We start from the raw sequence: 17,546 nt of genomic DNA on the forward strand, positions 1-17,546 counted from the left end.
CTGATACCATGTCGCGCAAACACCCCTGCCGTGACGACGCCAGCCGATGCCCATCGCTCCAAGCTCCGCCCTCAAGCCTCAATTGACCGCCGTGTTGACGCACTTCCACGACCTGATCGTGCCGCTCTGGCAAGGCCCGGGCTGGAATGCCGACCTGGCGCTGCCCTATGAGGCCCTGGACGCCGATCATCGGCCTTTGCCCCCGCAACGCTATCGCGCCATGGCCTGCGCACGGCAGTTGTACCTGTTTGCCAGCCTGATCGGTGAACCCGGCGCAGCCTTTGCCGAGGAGCGCGCCGCCGCGTTGTTCCGTTCCCTGCAACGGCACTTCCACGACGCCGAGCACGGCGGCTGGTTCTACAGCATCGACGCCCACGGCAAGCCGCTGGATAAACGCAAGGACCTCTACACCCACGCCTTCATCATCTTCGCCTGCGCCCACTATTGGGCCAAGGTGCGTGAATCGCTGGTCGAGTCGGTGCTCGATGCCGCCCTGGAAGTGGTCGCCGAACGCTTCGCCACCGGCGACGGCCTGTACGAAGCGGTGCTGGAACGTAACTGGTCATCCCTCAAGTCTGGCCCTCTGCAAAACCCGCTGATGCACCTTGCCGAAGGTTTCCTCGCCACGCTGGCCGTGCGGGAGGACGCCGTCACCCAAGACGCGTTGCTGGACCTGGCCAACGCCATGCAGAAGCGCTTCATCGACCGCCAACACGGGGTGATGATGGAAAAACCGCTGGGCGCTGTGGATAACTGGTTTGAACCGGGGCATCAGTTCGAATGGTTCTTCCTGCTGGAATCTTCGGATTTGCTGCGGGGCACACCGTTGCACACATCACTGAGCAAAGCGTTCACCTATGCCGAGCAAAAGGGTGTGGACAACGTGACCGGTGCGGTCAGCGGCATGCTCGCCCTGGACGGCAGCGTGCGCGACGGCACCCAGCGCATCTGGGCCCAGGCCGAATACCTGCGGGCGCTGACCTTGCGGCCCGACAGTGAAGCCGTGCTGCAACGCCAATTGCTGGCGCTGCAACAACGCTTCCTGCACGACAAAGGCTGGAATGAGTGCCTGGATGCCAAGGGGCACGTGAGCCGGCGGGACATGCCGTCGACCACGCCTTACCACTTGGCGACGTGCTACCTGGGCCTTACGCAATCCATTTGCGGTCCCCGGTAAAACTGATCGTCAGCCAGCGGGCCGCGTCGGGCGTGCCCAACCCTGTGGATATTTCTTCGCGCAGCCCGTCCAGGGTGGCGACGTTATCCACCGGGTAATCCGCCGGCAGCACCACATGAATCTCGATAAACCGCGCCCGCCCGTGCTTCTGCACATAGGACACGTAATCATCGAAACCATGCCTGGCCACGACCGCCTCCATCACTTCGCGCACTTTTCCGTCCAGTTGGTCCGGCACAATCCCCAACACGTCGCGTAGCGCCGGGCGCAGGATCTTGAAGGCCGGCGCCAGCATGCTCAACGCCAGCAGGATCAGGATCAACGGGTCCACATACACCGCCCACTGCCCATAGCCCTGGGACTTGAGCAACAGCGCCGCCAGGAAGCTCACCAGCAGCCCCACCGACAGCATCGCGTCCACCAACCAACTGATGTTGTCAAACTGGATCAGCGACGACTTGAGCGTGCAATTGCGGTAACGCACGTAGAAAAAATAGGCAAACTCGACGACGGTAAACACCGCCGCATAGATGATCACCAGGCCCAACTCGATATCGCGCCCGCCATTGATAATGCCGAACACGCCGTTGAGAAACGCGTAGATGGCGATCAACAGCAAAAAGCTGCCCTCGATCAGCAGCACCATGGGTTCCAGGTGCCAGTAGCCGAACTGGAAACGTTCGTTGCTTTTCTTGGCGATCAGCTTGGCCGTGATCAGCATCAGCACCTTGATGGCGGTGGCGATCAGCGAGAAAAAGCCGTCGAATAAAATTGATTGGGCGCCCGACACCACCCCTGTGACAATCCCGGCGATCGCCACGGCGAACATCAGGATGGTCGATTGTTTGAGCAGCGACTGCTCACCTCGGTTACTCACATATCCTCCTGTCAAAACCTTTGAACCGCACAGCGCGGCGGGGTTTTCAGGGGTGGAGTGTACCTTATGTCCTGTTTTGGCCGATTTGCCGCATATTCAAGCCTGACAAAACCCTGTGGCGAGGGAGCTTGCTCCCTCGCCACAACAGCTCGACGAACTTAGGCCTTGGCGCCGCGCTCAATCGCAAACCCGGCCCAGGTCTGGCTCACTGGCATCAGCTCCAGGCGGTTGATGTTCACGTGTGCCGGGGTGTTAAGCACCCAGAAGATCGTATCCGCAATGTCCTGCGGCTGGATCGGCTCGGCACCGGCATAAGTCGCGTCATAACGCGCCTGGTCACCGGCAAAGCGCACCAGCGAGAACTCACTCTCACACAGGCCCGGCTCGATGTTGGTCACGCGCACGCCGGTGCCCTGCAGGTCGCAACGCAGGTTCAGCGAGAACTGTTTGACGAAGGCCTTGGTGCCGCCATACACGTGGCTGCCCGGGTACGGGTAGCTGCCGGCAATGGAACCGAGGTTGATGATGCCGGCGCCACGGCCATGGGCGATCAGGCGCGGCAACAGCAGGCTGGTGGTGGTCAGCAGACCCTTGATGTTGGTGTCGACCATGGTTTCCCAATCGTCGAGGCTGCACTTCGGCGCAGGGTCGGTGCCCACCGCCAGGCCGGCGTTGTTGATCAGCCCGCGCAGCGTGGCAAAGGACGGCGGCAGGTTGGCGATCGCCTCTTCCATGGCCTTGCGGTCACGCACGTCCACCACCAGGCCGAGCACTTCGGTCTGCTTGGAAAGCTCGGCGCACAGGGCGTTCAAGCGCTCTGCGCGGCGGCCGGTGAGCACCAGTTTCCAGCCGGCTTCGGCAAAACGGCGGGCACAGGCTTCGCCAAAACCGGAGGTCGCGCCAGTAATAAACAGCGTATTGGACATGGTGTTCTCCTTGCGGGGCTACGAGGTAAAAAATCAGCCAGCAGAATGCCCGGCTGCCGGGCTGGCGGCAACTGATACACGCTGTGGACACAGGTGAATGCCGCTCATGCTGTACGAAATTCAACCAATCGCCCGAAAGCCATACAGGCCGTGGCGTGCAGCCATGTGCGCGCACCTTATCCACAGCCCCGTCCACAGTCTTTGGGGGCAAGTACAAAAGCTGAAAGCCGCGCTACACAAGGCTTTCAGCGCGATTCAAAAAGTTTTTTGCTTGACCTTGCGTAGTCCGTATGTAGCCCGGTTCAAAACGGTGCAACCAGGACGATGGCTCCAGGCCAGTCATTCCGGCCTCTGCGGCACTCTTTCCAGAGTTTAGTCACAGACTTATCCACAGGCCGTAATGACATATTCCGGTCATATACCTGTGTCTTTAAACAGGTTGACAAACCCCTCGGGTGGTCACGAAAAATTCACTGATCAATAAACAACCACCACGCTGCAAGCCACGAAAACAAAGGCCTCCAGCCAGCTACTCCCACGTTACCCACAGCCGGTTCCACAGTGCTTGGGGACAAGTCAAAACTGTGACAAAACAGGGATTTGCGGCGGCTATATGTCGCGCTTTGGCAGGTGCCCGGATTTGTTGTCCACAATTTCAGGAAAGCACTGTGGATGATCGTTCCCACGCTCTGCGTGGGAATGCAGGCCGGGACGCTCCGCGTCCCAAAGCGTGACGCAGAGCGTCACAAGAGGCGTTCCCACGCGGAGCGTGGGAACGATCAGAGTTACATCAGTGCCCGCCGAGGTAGGCGTTACGCACCTCCTCATTCACCAGCAGCTCCTTGCCGGTGCCGGTAAGGCGAATCTCGCCGTTGACCATCACGTACGCCCGGTCCGACAAGCGCAACGCATGGTTGGCGTTCTGCTCCACCAGGAAGATGGTCATGCCGGTAGACGCCAGCTCCCGCAGCGTGGAAAAGATCTGCTTCACCACGATCGGCGCCAGCCCCAGGCTCGGCTCGTCCAGCAGCAACAGCTTGGGCCGGCTCATCAGTGCGCGGGCGATGGCAAGCATCTGCTGTTCACCACCGGACATGGTCATCGCCCGCTGGTTGCGCCGCTCCTTGAGCCGCGGGAACAGCTCGAACATGCGCTGCATGTCTTCGGTGGCGAACTTGTCGCCAATCGGGATGGTGCCCATCAGCAGGTTTTCCTCGACGGTCATGTCGGGGAACACCCGCCGCCCTTCCGGCGACTGCGCAATGCCGTTGGAGGCGATGTAGTGGGACGACTTGTGGGTAATGTCGACGCCGCGGTAGATGATCTGCCCGGACTCGGCCCGTGGCTGGCCAAAGATCGACATCAGCAGCGTGGATTTACCCGCGCCGTTGGAGCCGATCAGGCTCACGGTTTCGCCTTCGTTGATGTGCAGCGAAACTTTCTTCAGGGCCTGGATCGGGCCGTAGAACACGTCCAGGTCTTTCAGTTCGAGGATTGGCTCACTCATACCAGTTCCTCTTCGTCAGCGCCCAGATAAGCCGCGATCACCTTCGGATCATTGCGGATCGCTTCCGGCCCGCCCTCGGCAATCACGTTGCCGTGGTCCAGCACCACGATGTGGTCGGAAATACTCATCACCATGCCCATGTCGTGTTCGATCAGCACCACCGTCAGGTCGTGCTCGTCCCGCAGCAGGCGAATCATCGCGCTGAGGGCTTCGGTTTCCTGGGGGTTGAGGCCGGCGGCCGGTTCGTCGAGGCAAATAATCTGCGGTCGGGTGCACATGGCACGGGCGATTTCCAGGCGGCGCTGCTGGCCGTAGGACAGCTCGCCGGCCAGGCGGTTGGCGCAGTCCACCAGGTCCACCACTTCCAGCCAGTAGAACGCATGGTCGAGGGCGTCGCTTTCAGCCTTGCGGTAGCCCTTGGTATTGAGGATGCCCGCGAGCATGTTGCGGTTAACCCACATGTGCTGGGCCACCAGCAGGTTCTCCACCACCGACATTTCCTTGAACAGGCGAATGTTCTGGAAGGTGCGCGCCAAACCCGCCCGGTTCACCAGGTGAGTGCCGCCGAACATCTTGTAGAACACCCGGCTGACGAAGCTTTTCGGCGAGACAAAGTCGGTGGCCTTGAAGCGCTCGCCCAGCAGTTGGATCACGTTGGTCTGCTTGCCGCGCACATTGAGTTCGATCTTGCCGCCGGAGGCTTTGTAGAAACCGGTCAGGCAGTTGAACACGGTGGTCTTGCCGGCACCGTTGGGACCGATCAGGGCGAAGATCGAGTTGCGCTTGACCTTGAGACTTACGTCGCTCAAGGCCTTGATGCCACCAAAGTGCATCATCAGGTGTTCCACGGAAAGAACGACTTCCTTGCTCATGGCGCCACTCCTTTACGTGGGACAACACCGGTACGGCTGATACGAATCAGGCCTCGTGGTCGCCAGATCATCATCACCACCATCAACACGCCGAAGAGCAGCACGCGGTACTCGGAGAAGCTGCGCAGCAGCTCCGGCGCCACCGTCAGCACGAACGCGGCAATCACCACGCCGACGGTCGAGCCCATGCCGCCCAATACCACGATGGCGAGGATCAGCGCCGACTCGAAGAAGGTGAACGACGACGGGTTGACGAAGCCCTGGTAGCTGGCGAAAAACACCCCGGCCAGACCGGCAGTGGACGCGCCGATGGTGAACGCCGAGAGCTTCACCAGCACGTGGTTGAGGCCCATGGAACGGCAGGCGATTTCGTCTTCGCGCAAGGCTTCCCACGCGCGGCCCACCGGCATGCGGGTCAGGCGGTGCTTGATGTACAGCACCAGCAGCACCACCAGGAACAGCACGATGTAGATGAACAGGAATTTGATGTTGGGGTTGTAGTCGATGCCGAAGAACTCGTGGAAAGGCACCCCGCCATCCTTCGCCTTGCGCACGAACTCCAGGCCGAAAAACGTTGGCGACGGCACCGGCATGCCGTTCGGGCCACCGGTAAACGACAGCCAGTTATTCAGCACCAGGCGGATGATTTCACCGAAGCCCAGGGTCACGATCGCCAGGTAATCGCCGTGCATTCGCAGCACCGGAAACCCGAGTATGCACCCCGCCAGCGCCGCACAAATCGCCGCCAGCGGCAGCACCGACCAGAAGCCCAGGCCGAGGTACTGGTAACCCAGCGCCAGGCCATAGGCGCCGATGGCGTAGAACGCCACGTAACCCAGGTCGAGCAGCCCGGCCAGGCCGACCACGATGTTCAGGCCAAGGCCCAGCAACACGTAGATCAACCCGAGGATCACCACGGTCAGCAGGTATTTGTTGGCAAAGAACGGAAATACGATGGCAATCACGATCAACGCCGGGATGATCCAGCGCAGGCGCGACTTGTAGTCCGGCTTGAGCACATGCACACCGGAGCCGGTGCTTTCAAACCCTTGCAGAATCCGCAGGCCCCTTGGGGTTTGCAGGAACAGGCTCATGGCGAACCGGCCGACCATCACGATGGCCACCAGGATGCCGACACGCGCCGGTTGCAGGTTGAAGCTGTAGCCGTCGAGGACCACGCCGACGATCGGACCGAACACGATCAGCGAAATCAGCCCGGCGAGTACCGCATCGACGACACTTTTCTTGATATCGATAGAGTAGGCAGCAGACATAGTTATACCTTCGCCACGAGTGGGCGACCGAGCAGGCCCTGGGGACGGAAAATCAGGATCACCACCAGCAGGGAGAAACTGAACACGTCTTTGTAGTCAGAGTTGATCAACCCCGAGAACAGCGACTCGGAAATACCCAGGATGATCCCCCCCAGCATGGCCCCAGGCAGGGAGCCGATGCCGCCGAGTACCGCTGCGGTAAATGCCTTGATGCCGATGATGAAGCCGGCATAGAAGTCGAACGTGCCGTAGTTCAGGGTGATCAGCACACCGGCCAGCGCGGCCATGGCGGCACCAATCACGAATACGTAGGAGATGACCCGGTCGGTGTTGATACCGAGGATCGACGCCATTTTGCGGTCTTGCTGGGTAGCGCGGCACATGCGGCCGAGCTTGGTGTACTTGATGATGTAGGTCAGCAGGCCCATGCCGACGAACGCGGCCACCAGGATGAACACCTTGGTGTAGGTCAATTGCACGAAGCCGGTGCCGATATCGACTCTCCAGGCGCCGGCCAGCAGCGTCGGGATGCCTTGTTGCTTGGCGCCCTGGGCGATCTGCGCGTAGTTCTGCAGGATCAGCGAAATACCGATGGCGCTGATCAGCGGTGCCAGTCGGGTGGAGTTGCGCAGCGGTTTGTAGGCGACACGCTCGATGACCCAGCCGTAGACGCCGGTGACGACGACGGTGAAGATCAGGGTGCCAAGGATGAGCAGCGGGAAGGATTCGATGCCGAAGTAAGCCAGCAGTGCCAGACTGATCGCCGCGAGGTAAGCGGAAATCATATAAACCTCGCCATGGGCGAAGTTGATCATGCCAATGATGCCATAGACCATTGTGTAGCCGATGGCGATCAAGCCATAGACCGACCCGAGGGTCAGCCCATTGACCAGTTGCTGCAGGAAAATACCATCCATAACGCAATCTCACGCAGTGAGAGCCTGCACACCTGTGGGTGTGCGGATCTTCTAGGAGGAAAAGACAGACACAAAAGGGGCTGGCAACCAAGTCCCCGTGTAGGAGCTGGCGTGTGTGGGCGCCGGGCTTGCCCGCGATAGCGACACCTCGGAATGTCAGTCAACCCGAGGTGACGCTATCGCAGGCAAGCCAGCCCCCACAAAAGCCCGGTTCCCACAGGGTCAAGTGGCGTCTAACCCATCGCGCTAACTATTACTTCTGCTTTTCCAGCTGGTGATACTTGCCGTCCTTGTCCCACTGGTAAACCACATAGTCGGAGATTTTCAGGTCGCCCTTGGCGTCCCAGTTCTTCTCGCCCATGACGGTTTTGACCGGGTGGGATTTCAGCCATTTGGCTGCGTCTTCGCCCTTGTCGGACTTGGCGCCATTGAAACCGGCGGCCAGGGCCTGGATCGAGGCGTAGGCGTACAGGGTGTAGCCTTCAGGCTCGGTGCCATTTTTGCGGAACTCTTCCACCACGGTCTTGCTGTCTGGCAGCAGGCGTGGGTCGGCGCCGAAGGTCATGTACACGCCATCCACATACTGTGCACCACCGGCAGTGGCCACCAGTTCGTCGGTCACCACGCCGTCATCGGACATGAACTTGACGTCTTTCAGGCCGGCTTCACGAATCTGCCGAACCAGTGGGCCGGCTTCCGGGTGCAGGCCGCCGAAGTACACGACGTCAGCACCGGTGGAGCGGATCTTGGTAACCAAGGCGCTGAAATCTTTCTCGCCACGGGTCAGGCCTTCTTCCAGCACCGGCTTCACGCCGCGCTTGGTCAACTGCGCCGCAGTGGCGTCGGCCAGGCCTTTGCCGTAGGTGTCCTTGTCGTTGATAACGGCAACTTTCTTGCCCTTGAGCACGTCGACGATGTAGTCGCCGGCCACGATGCCTTGCTGATCGTCACGACCACACATGCGGAACACGGCCGACAGGCCACGCTCGGTAACCTGCGGGTTGGTTGAGCCCGGGGTGATCATGATCACGCCCGCATCGGCATACACCTCGGAGGCTGGGATAGTGTTCGACGAGCAGAAGTGCCCGACCACGCCAATCACTTTGTCCTGGTCAACCAAGCGGTTGGCCACGGCCACGGCCTGCTTGGGTTCGCAGGCGTCATCGCCGGCCACCAGCTTGATCTGCTCGCCGTTGATGCCGCCGGCCTTGTTGATGACATCGGCTGCCGCCTGGGCACCTTTCATGTACTGCTCACCAAATGCCGCGTTGGCGCCGGTCATCGGCCCCGCTACGCCAATCTTCACATCAGCTTGAGCAAACGCAGAAACACCCAGCGCCGCAGCAACGGCGAGGGCTAGAAAACCTTTCTTGTAAAACGTCTGGGACATGAGTGGTGCTCCGAGGTTTTTGTTGAATTGGCACTGCAGCTTCACTTCAAAAACTTTCGGAGAAAGCCCAGAGCAAGCGTCGTGCCATTACGTTTTTATTATTCAAAAAGACACGGTGTCATTGTTATTGCAGGTTTTTGGGCGCCTTTTGATTGGACGTGCAACCGTCTATCTCAACCAGGTGCAACCATTGGACCTATAAAGTGCAACCCGACCAATCAAGCACTGCAACCCGGCCACTAAACGGCCACCCTTAAACATGTAACAGCGTGCGTAACGGAAGTGCACATTTACAGTGCGTTACTGCTACGACTCGCACCAATACAGATTAGTAGCCGGCTAAGAAAATGCAGGCTTCTGAGGGGTATTTCGTTGATCAGATCACGATCCGCAGGCATTGGCCCGCGTGATACAGCGAGAATCCCGCCTCGTACAAACAGCTGCGCAGGCCCACACCGGCCAACGGCTGCATCGGCGCAAAGGGGATCGGCAGTGCCTGTGGATCCTGGTGACACAGATAATCCGCGAAGGCTTTGCCCACGACACTGCCGGTCGTCACCCCGCGCCCGTTGTAACCGGTGACCGCCACCAACCCGGGCGCCGGCTCGAACAGGCGCATCAAGTGGTCCGGGGTGAACGCGATGCAGCCGGTCCAGGTGCACTCCCACTGCACCGGTTTGAGGTACGGGAAGTAGTGCTGTTGCACCCGATCGGCCCAGGCCTTGAGGAACCACGCGGGTTTCTGGTTGCCGTTGCCCAGGCTGCCGAGCAGCAGGCGGCCTTCGGCGTCGCGGCGGATGCTGCTGAGTACCTGGCGAGTGTCCCAGGAGCCTTGGCCGCCCGGAAGGATTTGTTGGGCGGCGTCGTCGGTCAGAGGGGCCGACGCCACCTGATAGTAATAACCGGGGAAAAAGTTGCGGCGCAGCTCGGTCCACTCGCCTTCGGTGTAGGCGTTCGAAGCGATCACCACCTGTTCGGCCTGCACCGAGCCTTGGGCAGTCTGCACAGACCAGTGCTGGCCCTGGCGTTCCAGTTGGGTGACTGGGGAGTGATCGAACAACTGTCCGCCGAGCCCGACGGCGGCATTGGCCAAACCACTGGTGTAGGCCATCGGGTTCAAGGTGCCGGCCCGCCGGTCGAGCAAGGCGGCAGCAATCTTTTTGGTACCGGTGGCTTGTTCGCATGCAGCGCCGGTCAACAGCTCCACCGGTGCACCGCGACGCTTCCACTGTTCTTCACGACTGCGCAAATCCGCCTCGCCACGGGCGTTGTGCGCCATGTGCAAGGTGCCCTCGCGACGCAGTTGGCAGTCGATGTTGTATTTGTCGATCAGGCTGAACACCAGGGACGGTGCCGCGCCGAGCATGCGGTTGAGCTGGCTGCCCACCGCGGTACCAAAACCGGCTTCGATCTCGTCCGGGGGAATCCACATCCCTGCATTGACCAACCCTACGTTGCGCCCCGAACCACCGTGGCCGGTGCGATGGGCCTCGAGTACGGCGACACTTTTTCCTTGCTCCAGCAAGTGAATGGCTGCCGACAAACCGGTGATGCCGGCGCCGATCACGCACACATCCACTTTTGCCTCGCCCTTGAGCGCGGCACGATCCGGCCGGCCAGGAGTGAGTTGTTCCCACAAACATGCTTCGCGTAATGCCATTGCCAGACTCCGATGAGACCTAACAAACCACTTTTCCGAATTGTAAATACGGTCAAATGTGGGAGCGGGCTTGCTCGCGAAAGCGGTGGATCAGATAAGCATTCGTTGACTGACACACCGCTTTCGCGAGCAAGCCCGCTCCCACATTGACCTCACTCCGACTTGAGGTATCAGTCGAAGGTAATGCCCTGGGCCAGCGGCAGTTCCAGCGAGTAGTTCACGGTGTTGGTCTGGCGACGCATGTACCCGCGCCATGCATCCGAGCCCGACTCACGCCCGCCACCGGTCTCTTTCTCACCGCCAAACGCGCCACCAATCTCCGCGCCGCTCGGGCCGATGTTGACGTTGGCAATCCCGCAGTCACTGCCCACCGCCGACATGAACTGCTCGGCCTCGCGCACGTCAGTGGTAAAGATGCACGAAGACAGGCCTTGTGGCACCGCATTGTTCAGGCGCAGCGCTTCAGCGAAATCGGTATAGCCGACCACATACAGAATCGGCGCGAACGTCTCGGTGCACACCACATCACTCTGCTCCGGCATTTCCACGATGGCCGGCGACACGTAGTAAGCGTTGGGGAACGTGTCTTCCAACTGACGCTTGCCGCCAAACACCCGGCCGCCTTCGCTCAAGGCTTGCTCCAGGGCATCCTGCATGTTTTCGAAGCTGTGCTTGTCGATCAGCGGGCCGATCAGGTTGCCTTCCAGCGGATGGCCGATGCGCACTTTGGAATACGCAGCCTTGAGGCGGGTGACGATTTCCTCTTTTACCGACTCATGGGCGATCAGCCGACGCAGGCTGGTGCAGCGCTGGCCGGCGGTACCGACGGCGCTGAACAGGATGGCGCGCACGGCCATGTCCAGGTCGGCGCTTGGGCCGAGGATCATCGCGTTGTTGCCGCCCAGTTCGAGAATGCTGCGGGCAAAACGTGCAGCGACTTTCGGCGCTACTTCGCGGCCCATGCGGGTGCTGCCGGTGGCGCTGATCAGCGCAACACGCGGGTCATCCACCAGTGCGGCGCCGGCATCGCGGCCACCGATGATCACCTGGCTGAGGTACGGCGGCGCATCGCTGAAGTTCTTCAGTACGCGCTCGAACAGTGCCTGGCAGGCCAGGGCGGTAAGCGGGGTTTTTTCCGACGGTTTCCAGATCACTGCGTTGCCGCACACCAGCGCCAGCGCGGTGTTCCACGCCCATACGGCGACCGGGAAGTTGAAGGCGCTGATCACGCCAACCACGCCCAGCGGGTGCCAGGTTTCACGCATGTGGTGGCCCGGACGCTCGGAGGCGATGGTCAAGCCGTACAACTGGCGCGACAGGCCGACGGCGAAGTCGCAGATGTCGATCATTTCCTGCACTTCACCCAAACCTTCCTGGGTGATCTTGCCGGCTTCCCACGACACCAGCTCGCCGAGGTCGGCCTTGTACTCGCGCAACACGTCGCCGAACTGGCGCACCAGCTCACCACGACGCGGGGCCGGCACCTTGCGCCAGGCCTCGAATGCATGCTCGGCGCGACTGACCTGTTGCTCCACCTCGGCGGCGCCTTCCCAGTGCACACTGGCAATCCGGCTGCCATCAATGGGCGAATGCACGGGTTGTTTACCCGACTGGTACAGCGCCGGGTTTACCCCCAGACGATCAAGCAATGCGGCAACCATGGGTCACTCCTTCAATCTACAAACAGAAATTTGCGCCGCCAGCGGTCGCGGCGATCCAGACCTTATTTGTAGCTGGCCCAAGACTTGCCAACAAACGACGATTAGGCGAGATATCATTCCGTTTATTCATGCTAAGAACAAAAAGAGGCGTGCCGTGCTGAATAAAAGACATTTGCCCTCGATCACCGCCCTGCAGTGCTTCGAAGCGGTCACCCGCCACCTGAGTTTTACCCGCGCCGCCGAAGAGCTGAACCTCACCCAGAGCGCTGTCAGCAAACAGGTCGCGCAGCTGGAAGAACTGTTGCAGCACCTGCTGTTTCGCCGGGTGCGCCGCCGCTTGCAGATGACCCCGGCGGGCGATCTGTACCTGGTGGAAGTGCGCAAGATCCTCACCCAGGTGGAGATGTCCACCCATTACCTGCGCTCCTACGGCGGCGAGACTGAAGTGCTGCGGGTGTCCACGCCCTACACCTTCGGCGCCCGCTGGCTGGTGCCGCGCCTCAAGGGCTGGCGACTGCGCCATCCGCAGATTCACCTGGACCTGTGCAACGAACAGGAGCCCGACGAGCTGCTGCAAGGCAAGGCCGACCTGGCCTTCTACTTTGGCCAGGGCTCACGGCCCGGCACCGAGAGCCTCAAGCTGTTCAGCGAAGAACTGGTGCCCGTGTGCTCACCCGACAGCCTGCCCGCCCAAGCATTTACCGACCCCACGCAACTGAGCGAACTGGTGTTGCTGCAAAACGCCTCGCGCCCGCAAGGCTGGCATGACTGGTTCGCCGCCCAGGGTCATCACACCGAGCACAGCTACCATGGGCCGCGCTTCGAGACCTTTTATATGTGCATTCGCGCCGCACAGGTTGGCTGCGGTGTGGCGCTGCTGCCCAGGTTTCTGGTGGAAGAAGAGCTCGCCGAAGGCAAGCTGGTGATCCCCTGGCAGCATGCGATGCCGAGCCAGGATGCGTATTACCTGGCCTACCCCGAGCACTCGGCGGAAGTGCCCAAGGTGCGAGATTTTGTGAAGTGGATGATGGAGCAGGTTGAGTCTGATTGAGGCGCGTTGCCTGCAATACCGCTATCGCAGGCAGGCCAGCTCCCACATTTTGGAATGCATTCACCTGTGGGAGCTGGCTTGCCTGCGATGGCGCCAGTAGTCATCCCCAAAAAAATCACTGGCAAAACAGCACGGGTCTATGCGCCACTAGCGCCATTCCTTAATTGTGCGTAAAGGTCGGCGCCCATCGCCGACCCGTCTGGAGATTCCCGTTATGAGCGAGAGTGTGTTTGCCGATCGCATCGTGCAGAACCTGCTCGACACCGACTTCTACAAGCTGACCATGATGCAGGCGGTGCTGCACAACTACCCGAACGTGGAAGTTGAATGGGAGTTTCGTTGCCGCAACAGTGAAGACCTGCGCCCGTACCTGGCGGAGATCCGCTACCAGATCGAGCGCCTCGCCGAGCTGAGCCTGAGCCCCGACCAACTGGGCTTCCTGGAACGCATCAGCTTCATGAAGCCGGATTTCCTGCGTTTCCTCGGGCTGTTTCGCTTCAACCTGCGCTACGTGCACACCGGTATCGAAAACGGTGAGCTGTTTATCCGCCTGCGCGGGCCATGGCTGCACGTGATCCTGTTTGAAGTGCCGATGCTGGCCATCGTCAGCGAAGTGCGTAACCGCTATCGCTACCAGAGCGTGATCCTCGAACAGGCCCGCGAGCAGCTGTATCGCAAGTTCGACTGGCTGACGGCCAACGCCAGCGTCGAAGAACTGTCCGAACTGCAGGTCGCGGATTTCGGCACGCGTCGACGCTTCTCCTACCGCGTGCAGGAAGAAGTGGTGAACGTGCTCAAGCACGACTTCCCCGGGCGTTTTGTCGGCACCAGCAACGTGCACCTGGCCCGCGAGCTGAACATGAAGCCGCTGGGCACCATGGCCCACGAATGGATCATGGCCCACCAGCAACTCGGCCCGCGCCTGATCGACAGCCAGATCGCCGCCCTCGACTGCTGGGTGCGCGAGTACCGTGGCCTGCTGGGCATCGCCCTGACCGATTGCATCACCACCGATGCGTTTCTCAGCGATTTCGACCTGTACTTCGCCAAGCTCTTCGACGGCCTGCGCCACGACTCCGGTGACCCGGTGCAATGGGCCGAAAAGGCGATCGCCCACTATCACAAGCTGGGGATCGAGCCCATGAGCAAGACCCTGGTGTTCTCCGACAGCCTGTCGCTGCCCAAGGCGCTGGAGATTTTCCGCGCGCTGCGTGGTCGGATCAATGTGAGCTTCGGCATCGGCACCAACCTGACCTGTGATATTCCAGGTGTGGAACCGATGAGCATCGTGCTTAAAATGACTGCCTGTAATGGCCAGCCCGTCGCGAAGATTTCCGATGAAGCGGGCAAGACCCACTGCACCGATCCGAACTTTGTCGCCTATTTGCGCCACGTTTTCAAAGTACCTGCCCTACCCAGCAAGGAGTGAATCATGCAAGCCGTACAGCGCGAGATTGCTGAACAGCTCAAGGTCCAACCACCGTTCAAGGACCAGGCCGCCCTTGAGGCGGAGGTCGCCCGGCGCGTTACCTTTATCCAGGATTGCCTGCTCAATTCAGGCCTCAAGACGTTGGTGCTGGGCATCAGCGGCGGCGTCGACTCCCTGACCGCCGGCCTGCTGGCCCAGCGTGCAATGCAAGAGTTGCGGGCTGCCAAGGGTGACGATGCGTACCGCTTTATCGCGGTGCGCCTGCCCTACGAAACCCAGTTCGACGAACACGACGCCCAGGCGTCCGTGGACTTTATCGAGCCCGACGAACGCCACACAGTGAACATCGGCCCGGCGGTGAAATCCCTGGCCAATGAAGTGGCGGCGTTTGAAGGCAAGGCCGCAGTCTCCCGGGACTTCGTGCTGGGCAACACCAAGGCGCGCATGCGCATGGTGGCGCAGTACACCATCGCCGGCGCGGCCGGTGGTTTGGTGATCGGTACCGACCATGCGGCGGAAGCGGTGATGGGCTTTTTCACCAAGTTCGGTGATGGCGCCTGCGACCTGGCGCCGCTGAGCGGGCTGGTGAAGAACCAGGTGCGCGCGATTGCCCGGCACTTTGGTGCTCCGGAATCGCTGGTAGAGAAGATCCCGACGGCCGACCTGGAAGACCTGTCGCCGGGCAAGCCGGACGAAGCGTCCCATGGCGTGACCTATGCCGAGATCGACGCGTTCCTGCACGGCGAGCCGGTGCGCGAGGAAGCCTTCAAGATCATCTGCGACACCTATCGCAAGACCGAGCACAAGCGAGTGATGCCGTTTGCACCCTGATCTGACGTAGCGGCTCATTCTGGCAAAAAGGCTTGCTGTGGCGAGGGAGCTTGCTCCCGCTGGGGCGCGAAGCGGCCCCTGAAACCTGCTTACTGCTTTTTCTGATGCTACGCGGTGAGCTTATTGGGGCTGCTCCGCAGCCCAGCGGGAGCAAGCTCCCTCGCCACAAGAGCAGCCTGCCTACAGGCAAAAAAAGCGCCCCGAAGGGCGCTTTTTTTTGCCTGAAGATTGCTTACTTCAGGGTCACAGTGCCTTTCATCATCGAGATGTGGCCTGGGAACGAGCAGAAGAACGCGTAGTCAGTGCCTGCCGCCAGCTTCGACACATCGAAGGTCACGGAGTCTTTCTCGCCGGCACCGATGATCTTGGTGTGGGCGATGATGCGGGTGTCGCCGTCTTTCAGGTAGTTCTTGTCGATACCGGCGGCCATGCCGTCGCTGGCGATGCCAGGCATGTCGGCGGCGGAACTCAGCACCCAGTTATGGCCCATGACGTTTTTCGGCAAGCTGCCGGAGTGGGTCAACTCAACGGTGAACGTCTTGCAGCTCTTGTCGATTTCGATGGCCTTGGTGTTGAAGGACATCTGGTCAGTGGAGTCGACAGTGACCTTGCACTCTGCAGCAAGCAACTGGCCGCTAGCCAGAGTCAGCAGGGAAACAGCAACGAGTTTGGCAAACATGTGAATCTCCAGGGCAGGGTTTAAAAAACGCATATTGCGACAAGGGTGCCTGAGTCAGGCAGGACTTCATATGATCTGTATCAACAGATTGTATACAACTTTAGGCTATCAGACTCATCGACACAATCTACCGGCCAAAGTGCGGGTGCCGGCCTATGATCGGTCCATCACTCATCCGGAGTTCCAGCCATGCACCTCAATAGCCTGTTCCGCAGCCTGCTTGCCGCCTATGCCTGTGGTGCCAGCGGCACCTGCGAAACACCTCAACGCGAGGTTTAATCCTTTGAGAGACGCAAGCCAGCCTTTACTCTTTAGCCACAACTGAGTGGAGTCAGGTATGTCCTTGAAGTCTGTCTGTGTGTTTTGCGGTGCCAGCAGCGGCACCAACCCGGCCTACCGTGAAGCAGCCGTGGCCCTCGGGCGCGCGCTGGCCGAGCGCAAGCTGACCCTGGTGTACGGCGGCGGCGCCGTGGGCCTGATGGGTATCGTCGCCGATGCGGCGCTGGAAGCCGGCGGCGAGGTGATCGGAATTATTCCCGAAAGTCTGAAAAACCTCGAAATCGGCCACAAAGGCCTGACCCGCCTGGAGGTGGTCGACGGCATGCACGCCCGCAAGGCGCGCATGGCCGAACTGAGCGACGCCTTTATTGCGCTGCCGGGCGGCCTGGGCACCCTGGAAGAACTGTTCGAAGTCTGGACCTGGGGCCAGCTCGGCTACCACGGCAAACCGCTGGGTTTGCTCGAAGTGAACGGTTTTTACCGCAAGTTGACCGATTTTCTTGATCATATCGTCGGCGAAGGCTTCGTCCGGGCACCGCATCGTGCCATGCTGCAAATGAGCGAATCGCCGGCTGAGCTGCTTGACGTACTGGATGCCTGGCAACCGCTGGTCCTGCCCAAATGGGTGGACCAAAAACCCGATTAACCCTTGGGACGCGATTAAAGGCAGAATACGCGCCGCTCAACCTCACCTTCGACCCCAGAGGATCGCCCATGGCAAAACCTAATTACTCCTTCGCCAAACGTCAGAGAGACTTGGCCAAAGAGCAGAAGAAAGAGGAAAAGCTGCAGCGCAAGAAAATTGCAGCCGACGAAGAAGCCGGTGCACTGAACCCGGATGCTGAAGGTACAGTGGCTACAGACGACACCGAAGCACCGAAAGACGCTGAATAGGTGATCGTTCCCACGCTCCGCGTGGGAATGCATCCTGGGGCGCTCCGCGTCCCGATTTGAGATATGTGCAGGGTGACGCAGAGCGTCACAACAGGCATTCCCACGCGGAGCGTGGGAACGAT

General features: G+C 60.5%; 16 protein-coding genes. 6 read left to right on the forward strand and 10 right to left on the reverse strand.

The features are described from left to right. The first annotated feature begins 46 nt into the window (after positions 1 to 46). Positions 47 to 1,177, forward strand: coding sequence for an AGE family epimerase/isomerase (locus HX821_RS22610; RefSeq protein ID WP_177036424.1), 1,131 nt, complete (start codon positions 47 to 49; stop codon positions 1,175 to 1,177). On the opposite strand, the gene HX821_RS22615 is transcribed toward HX821_RS22610, so the two are convergent. The 9 genes from HX821_RS22615 to HX821_RS22655 all read right to left on the reverse strand — a co-directional run bounded on the left by HX821_RS22615 (position 1,149) and on the right by HX821_RS22655 (position 12,261). Then, a complete protein-coding gene (locus HX821_RS22615) occupies positions 1,149 to 2,054 on the reverse strand; it encodes a cation transporter (protein ID WP_177036425.1) in 906 nt (301 codons plus the stop codon). The genes HX821_RS22610 and HX821_RS22615 overlap by 29 nt on opposite strands. A 158-nt stretch (positions 2,055 to 2,212) precedes the next feature. After that, positions 2,213 to 2,980: an SDR family oxidoreductase gene (locus HX821_RS22620; RefSeq protein WP_003217437.1), complete on the reverse strand. Its 768-nt coding sequence runs from the start codon at positions 2,978 to 2,980 to the stop codon at positions 2,213 to 2,215. A gap of 790 nt (positions 2,981 to 3,770) precedes the next feature. Next, positions 3,771 to 4,487, reverse strand: coding sequence for an ABC transporter ATP-binding protein (locus HX821_RS22625; protein ID WP_003217439.1), 717 nt, complete (start codon positions 4,485 to 4,487; stop codon positions 3,771 to 3,773). After that, complete coding sequence (locus tag HX821_RS22630; RefSeq protein WP_003217442.1) at positions 4,484 to 5,359, reverse strand: ABC transporter ATP-binding protein; 876 nt, start codon at positions 5,357 to 5,359, stop codon at positions 4,484 to 4,486. Before HX821_RS22630 ends, HX821_RS22625 begins: the two co-directional genes overlap by 4 nt. After that, positions 5,356 to 6,633, reverse strand: coding sequence for a high-affinity branched-chain amino acid ABC transporter permease LivM (livM, locus tag HX821_RS22635; RefSeq protein ID WP_003217445.1), 1,278 nt, complete (start codon positions 6,631 to 6,633; stop codon positions 5,356 to 5,358). Before livM ends, HX821_RS22630 begins: the two co-directional genes overlap by 4 nt. Before the next feature lie 2 nt (positions 6,634 to 6,635). After that, positions 6,636 to 7,550, reverse strand: a complete 915-nt coding sequence (locus HX821_RS22640; RefSeq protein ID WP_003217447.1) for a branched-chain amino acid ABC transporter permease — start codon at positions 7,548 to 7,550, stop codon at positions 6,636 to 6,638. Positions 7,551 to 7,803: 253 nt separating this feature from the next. Next, positions 7,804 to 8,940, reverse strand: coding sequence for a branched-chain amino acid ABC transporter substrate-binding protein (locus HX821_RS22645; RefSeq protein ID WP_003217449.1), 1,137 nt, complete (start codon positions 8,938 to 8,940; stop codon positions 7,804 to 7,806). Positions 8,941 to 9,316: 376 nt separating this feature from the next. Beyond that, on the reverse strand, positions 9,317 to 10,600 hold the full coding sequence (locus tag HX821_RS22650; RefSeq protein WP_177036426.1) for an FAD-binding oxidoreductase: 1,284 nt from the start codon (positions 10,598 to 10,600) through the stop codon (positions 9,317 to 9,319). 170 nt (positions 10,601 to 10,770) lie between these two features. Then, positions 10,771 to 12,261, reverse strand: coding sequence for an aldehyde dehydrogenase family protein (locus HX821_RS22655; RefSeq protein ID WP_003217452.1), 1,491 nt, complete (start codon positions 12,259 to 12,261; stop codon positions 10,771 to 10,773). Positions 12,262 to 12,415: 154 nt separating this feature from the next. On the opposite strand from HX821_RS22655, the gene HX821_RS22660 reads away from it, so the two are divergent. The 3 genes from HX821_RS22660 (at position 12,416) to nadE (ending at position 15,572) form a co-directional block, all read left to right on the forward strand. Further along, positions 12,416 to 13,312, forward strand: a complete 897-nt coding sequence (locus HX821_RS22660; RefSeq protein ID WP_003217454.1) for a LysR family transcriptional regulator — start codon at positions 12,416 to 12,418, stop codon at positions 13,310 to 13,312. 214 nt (positions 13,313 to 13,526) lie between these two features. Beyond that, the gene (gene pncB, locus HX821_RS22665) at positions 13,527 to 14,741 is read left to right on the forward strand and encodes a nicotinate phosphoribosyltransferase (protein WP_003217456.1); all 1,215 of its coding nucleotides are present in this window, start codon (positions 13,527 to 13,529) and stop codon (positions 14,739 to 14,741) included. A 3-nt stretch (positions 14,742 to 14,744) separates the two neighbouring features. Beyond that, positions 14,745 to 15,572, forward strand: a complete 828-nt coding sequence (gene nadE, locus HX821_RS22670; protein ID WP_003217462.1) for an ammonia-dependent NAD(+) synthetase — start codon at positions 14,745 to 14,747, stop codon at positions 15,570 to 15,572. 232 nt (positions 15,573 to 15,804) lie between these two features. Here the strand turns inward: nadE and azu are convergent, their stop codons facing one another. After that, positions 15,805 to 16,251, reverse strand: a complete 447-nt coding sequence (gene azu / locus HX821_RS22675; RefSeq protein WP_008439083.1) for an azurin — start codon at positions 16,249 to 16,251, stop codon at positions 15,805 to 15,807. Positions 16,252 to 16,588: 337 nt separating this feature from the next. Here azu and HX821_RS22680 point away from each other — a divergent pair, with 337 nt between their 5' ends. Next, positions 16,589 to 17,176, forward strand: coding sequence for a TIGR00730 family Rossman fold protein (locus tag HX821_RS22680; RefSeq protein ID WP_003217468.1), 588 nt, complete (start codon positions 16,589 to 16,591; stop codon positions 17,174 to 17,176). A 68-nt stretch (positions 17,177 to 17,244) separates the two neighbouring features. Further along, positions 17,245 to 17,424 (forward strand): hypothetical protein, encoded by a 180-nt coding sequence (locus HX821_RS22685; RefSeq protein WP_017478355.1) that lies wholly within the window; start codon positions 17,245 to 17,247, stop codon positions 17,422 to 17,424. The last annotated feature ends 122 nt before the right edge of the window (positions 17,425 to 17,546 follow it).

The organism is Pseudomonas sp. B6001 (assembly GCF_013386015.1).
Classification (GTDB): domain Bacteria; phylum Pseudomonadota; class Gammaproteobacteria; order Pseudomonadales; family Pseudomonadaceae; genus Aquipseudomonas.

Bases quoted from the DNA above. Each gene is read 5' to 3' on its own strand.
- HX821_RS22680 (WP_003217468.1), top strand. From the start codon at position 16,589: ATGTCCTTGAAGTCTGTCTGTGTGTTTTGCGGTGCCAGCAGCGGCACC.
- HX821_RS22630 (WP_003217442.1), bottom strand. From the start codon at position 5,359: ATGAGCAAGGAAGTCGTTCTTTCCGTGGAACACCTGATGATGCACTTT.
- HX821_RS22645 (WP_003217449.1), bottom strand. From the start codon at position 8,940: ATGTCCCAGACGTTTTACAAGAAAGGTTTTCTAGCCCTCGCCGTTGCT.
- HX821_RS22610 (WP_177036424.1), top strand. From the start codon at position 47: ATGCCCATCGCTCCAAGCTCCGCCCTCAAGCCTCAATTGACCGCCGTG.
- HX821_RS22655 (WP_003217452.1), bottom strand. From the start codon at position 12,261: ATGGTTGCCGCATTGCTTGATCGTCTGGGGGTAAACCCGGCGCTGTAC.
- nadE (WP_003217462.1), top strand. From the start codon at position 14,745: ATGCAAGCCGTACAGCGCGAGATTGCTGAACAGCTCAAGGTCCAACCA.
- livM (WP_003217445.1), bottom strand. From the start codon at position 6,633: ATGTCTGCTGCCTACTCTATCGATATCAAGAAAAGTGTCGTCGATGCG.
- HX821_RS22625 (WP_003217439.1), bottom strand. From the start codon at position 4,487: ATGAGTGAGCCAATCCTCGAACTGAAAGACCTGGACGTGTTCTACGGC.
- HX821_RS22685 (WP_017478355.1), top strand. From the start codon at position 17,245: ATGGCAAAACCTAATTACTCCTTCGCCAAACGTCAGAGAGACTTGGCC.
- pncB (WP_003217456.1), top strand. From the start codon at position 13,527: ATGAGCGAGAGTGTGTTTGCCGATCGCATCGTGCAGAACCTGCTCGAC.
- HX821_RS22650 (WP_177036426.1), bottom strand. From the start codon at position 10,600: ATGGCATTACGCGAAGCATGTTTGTGGGAACAACTCACTCCTGGCCGG.
- azu (WP_008439083.1), bottom strand. From the start codon at position 16,251: ATGTTTGCCAAACTCGTTGCTGTTTCCCTGCTGACTCTGGCTAGCGGC.
- HX821_RS22640 (WP_003217447.1), bottom strand. From the start codon at position 7,550: ATGGATGGTATTTTCCTGCAGCAACTGGTCAATGGGCTGACCCTCGGG.
- HX821_RS22620 (WP_003217437.1), bottom strand. From the start codon at position 2,980: ATGTCCAATACGCTGTTTATTACTGGCGCGACCTCCGGTTTTGGCGAA.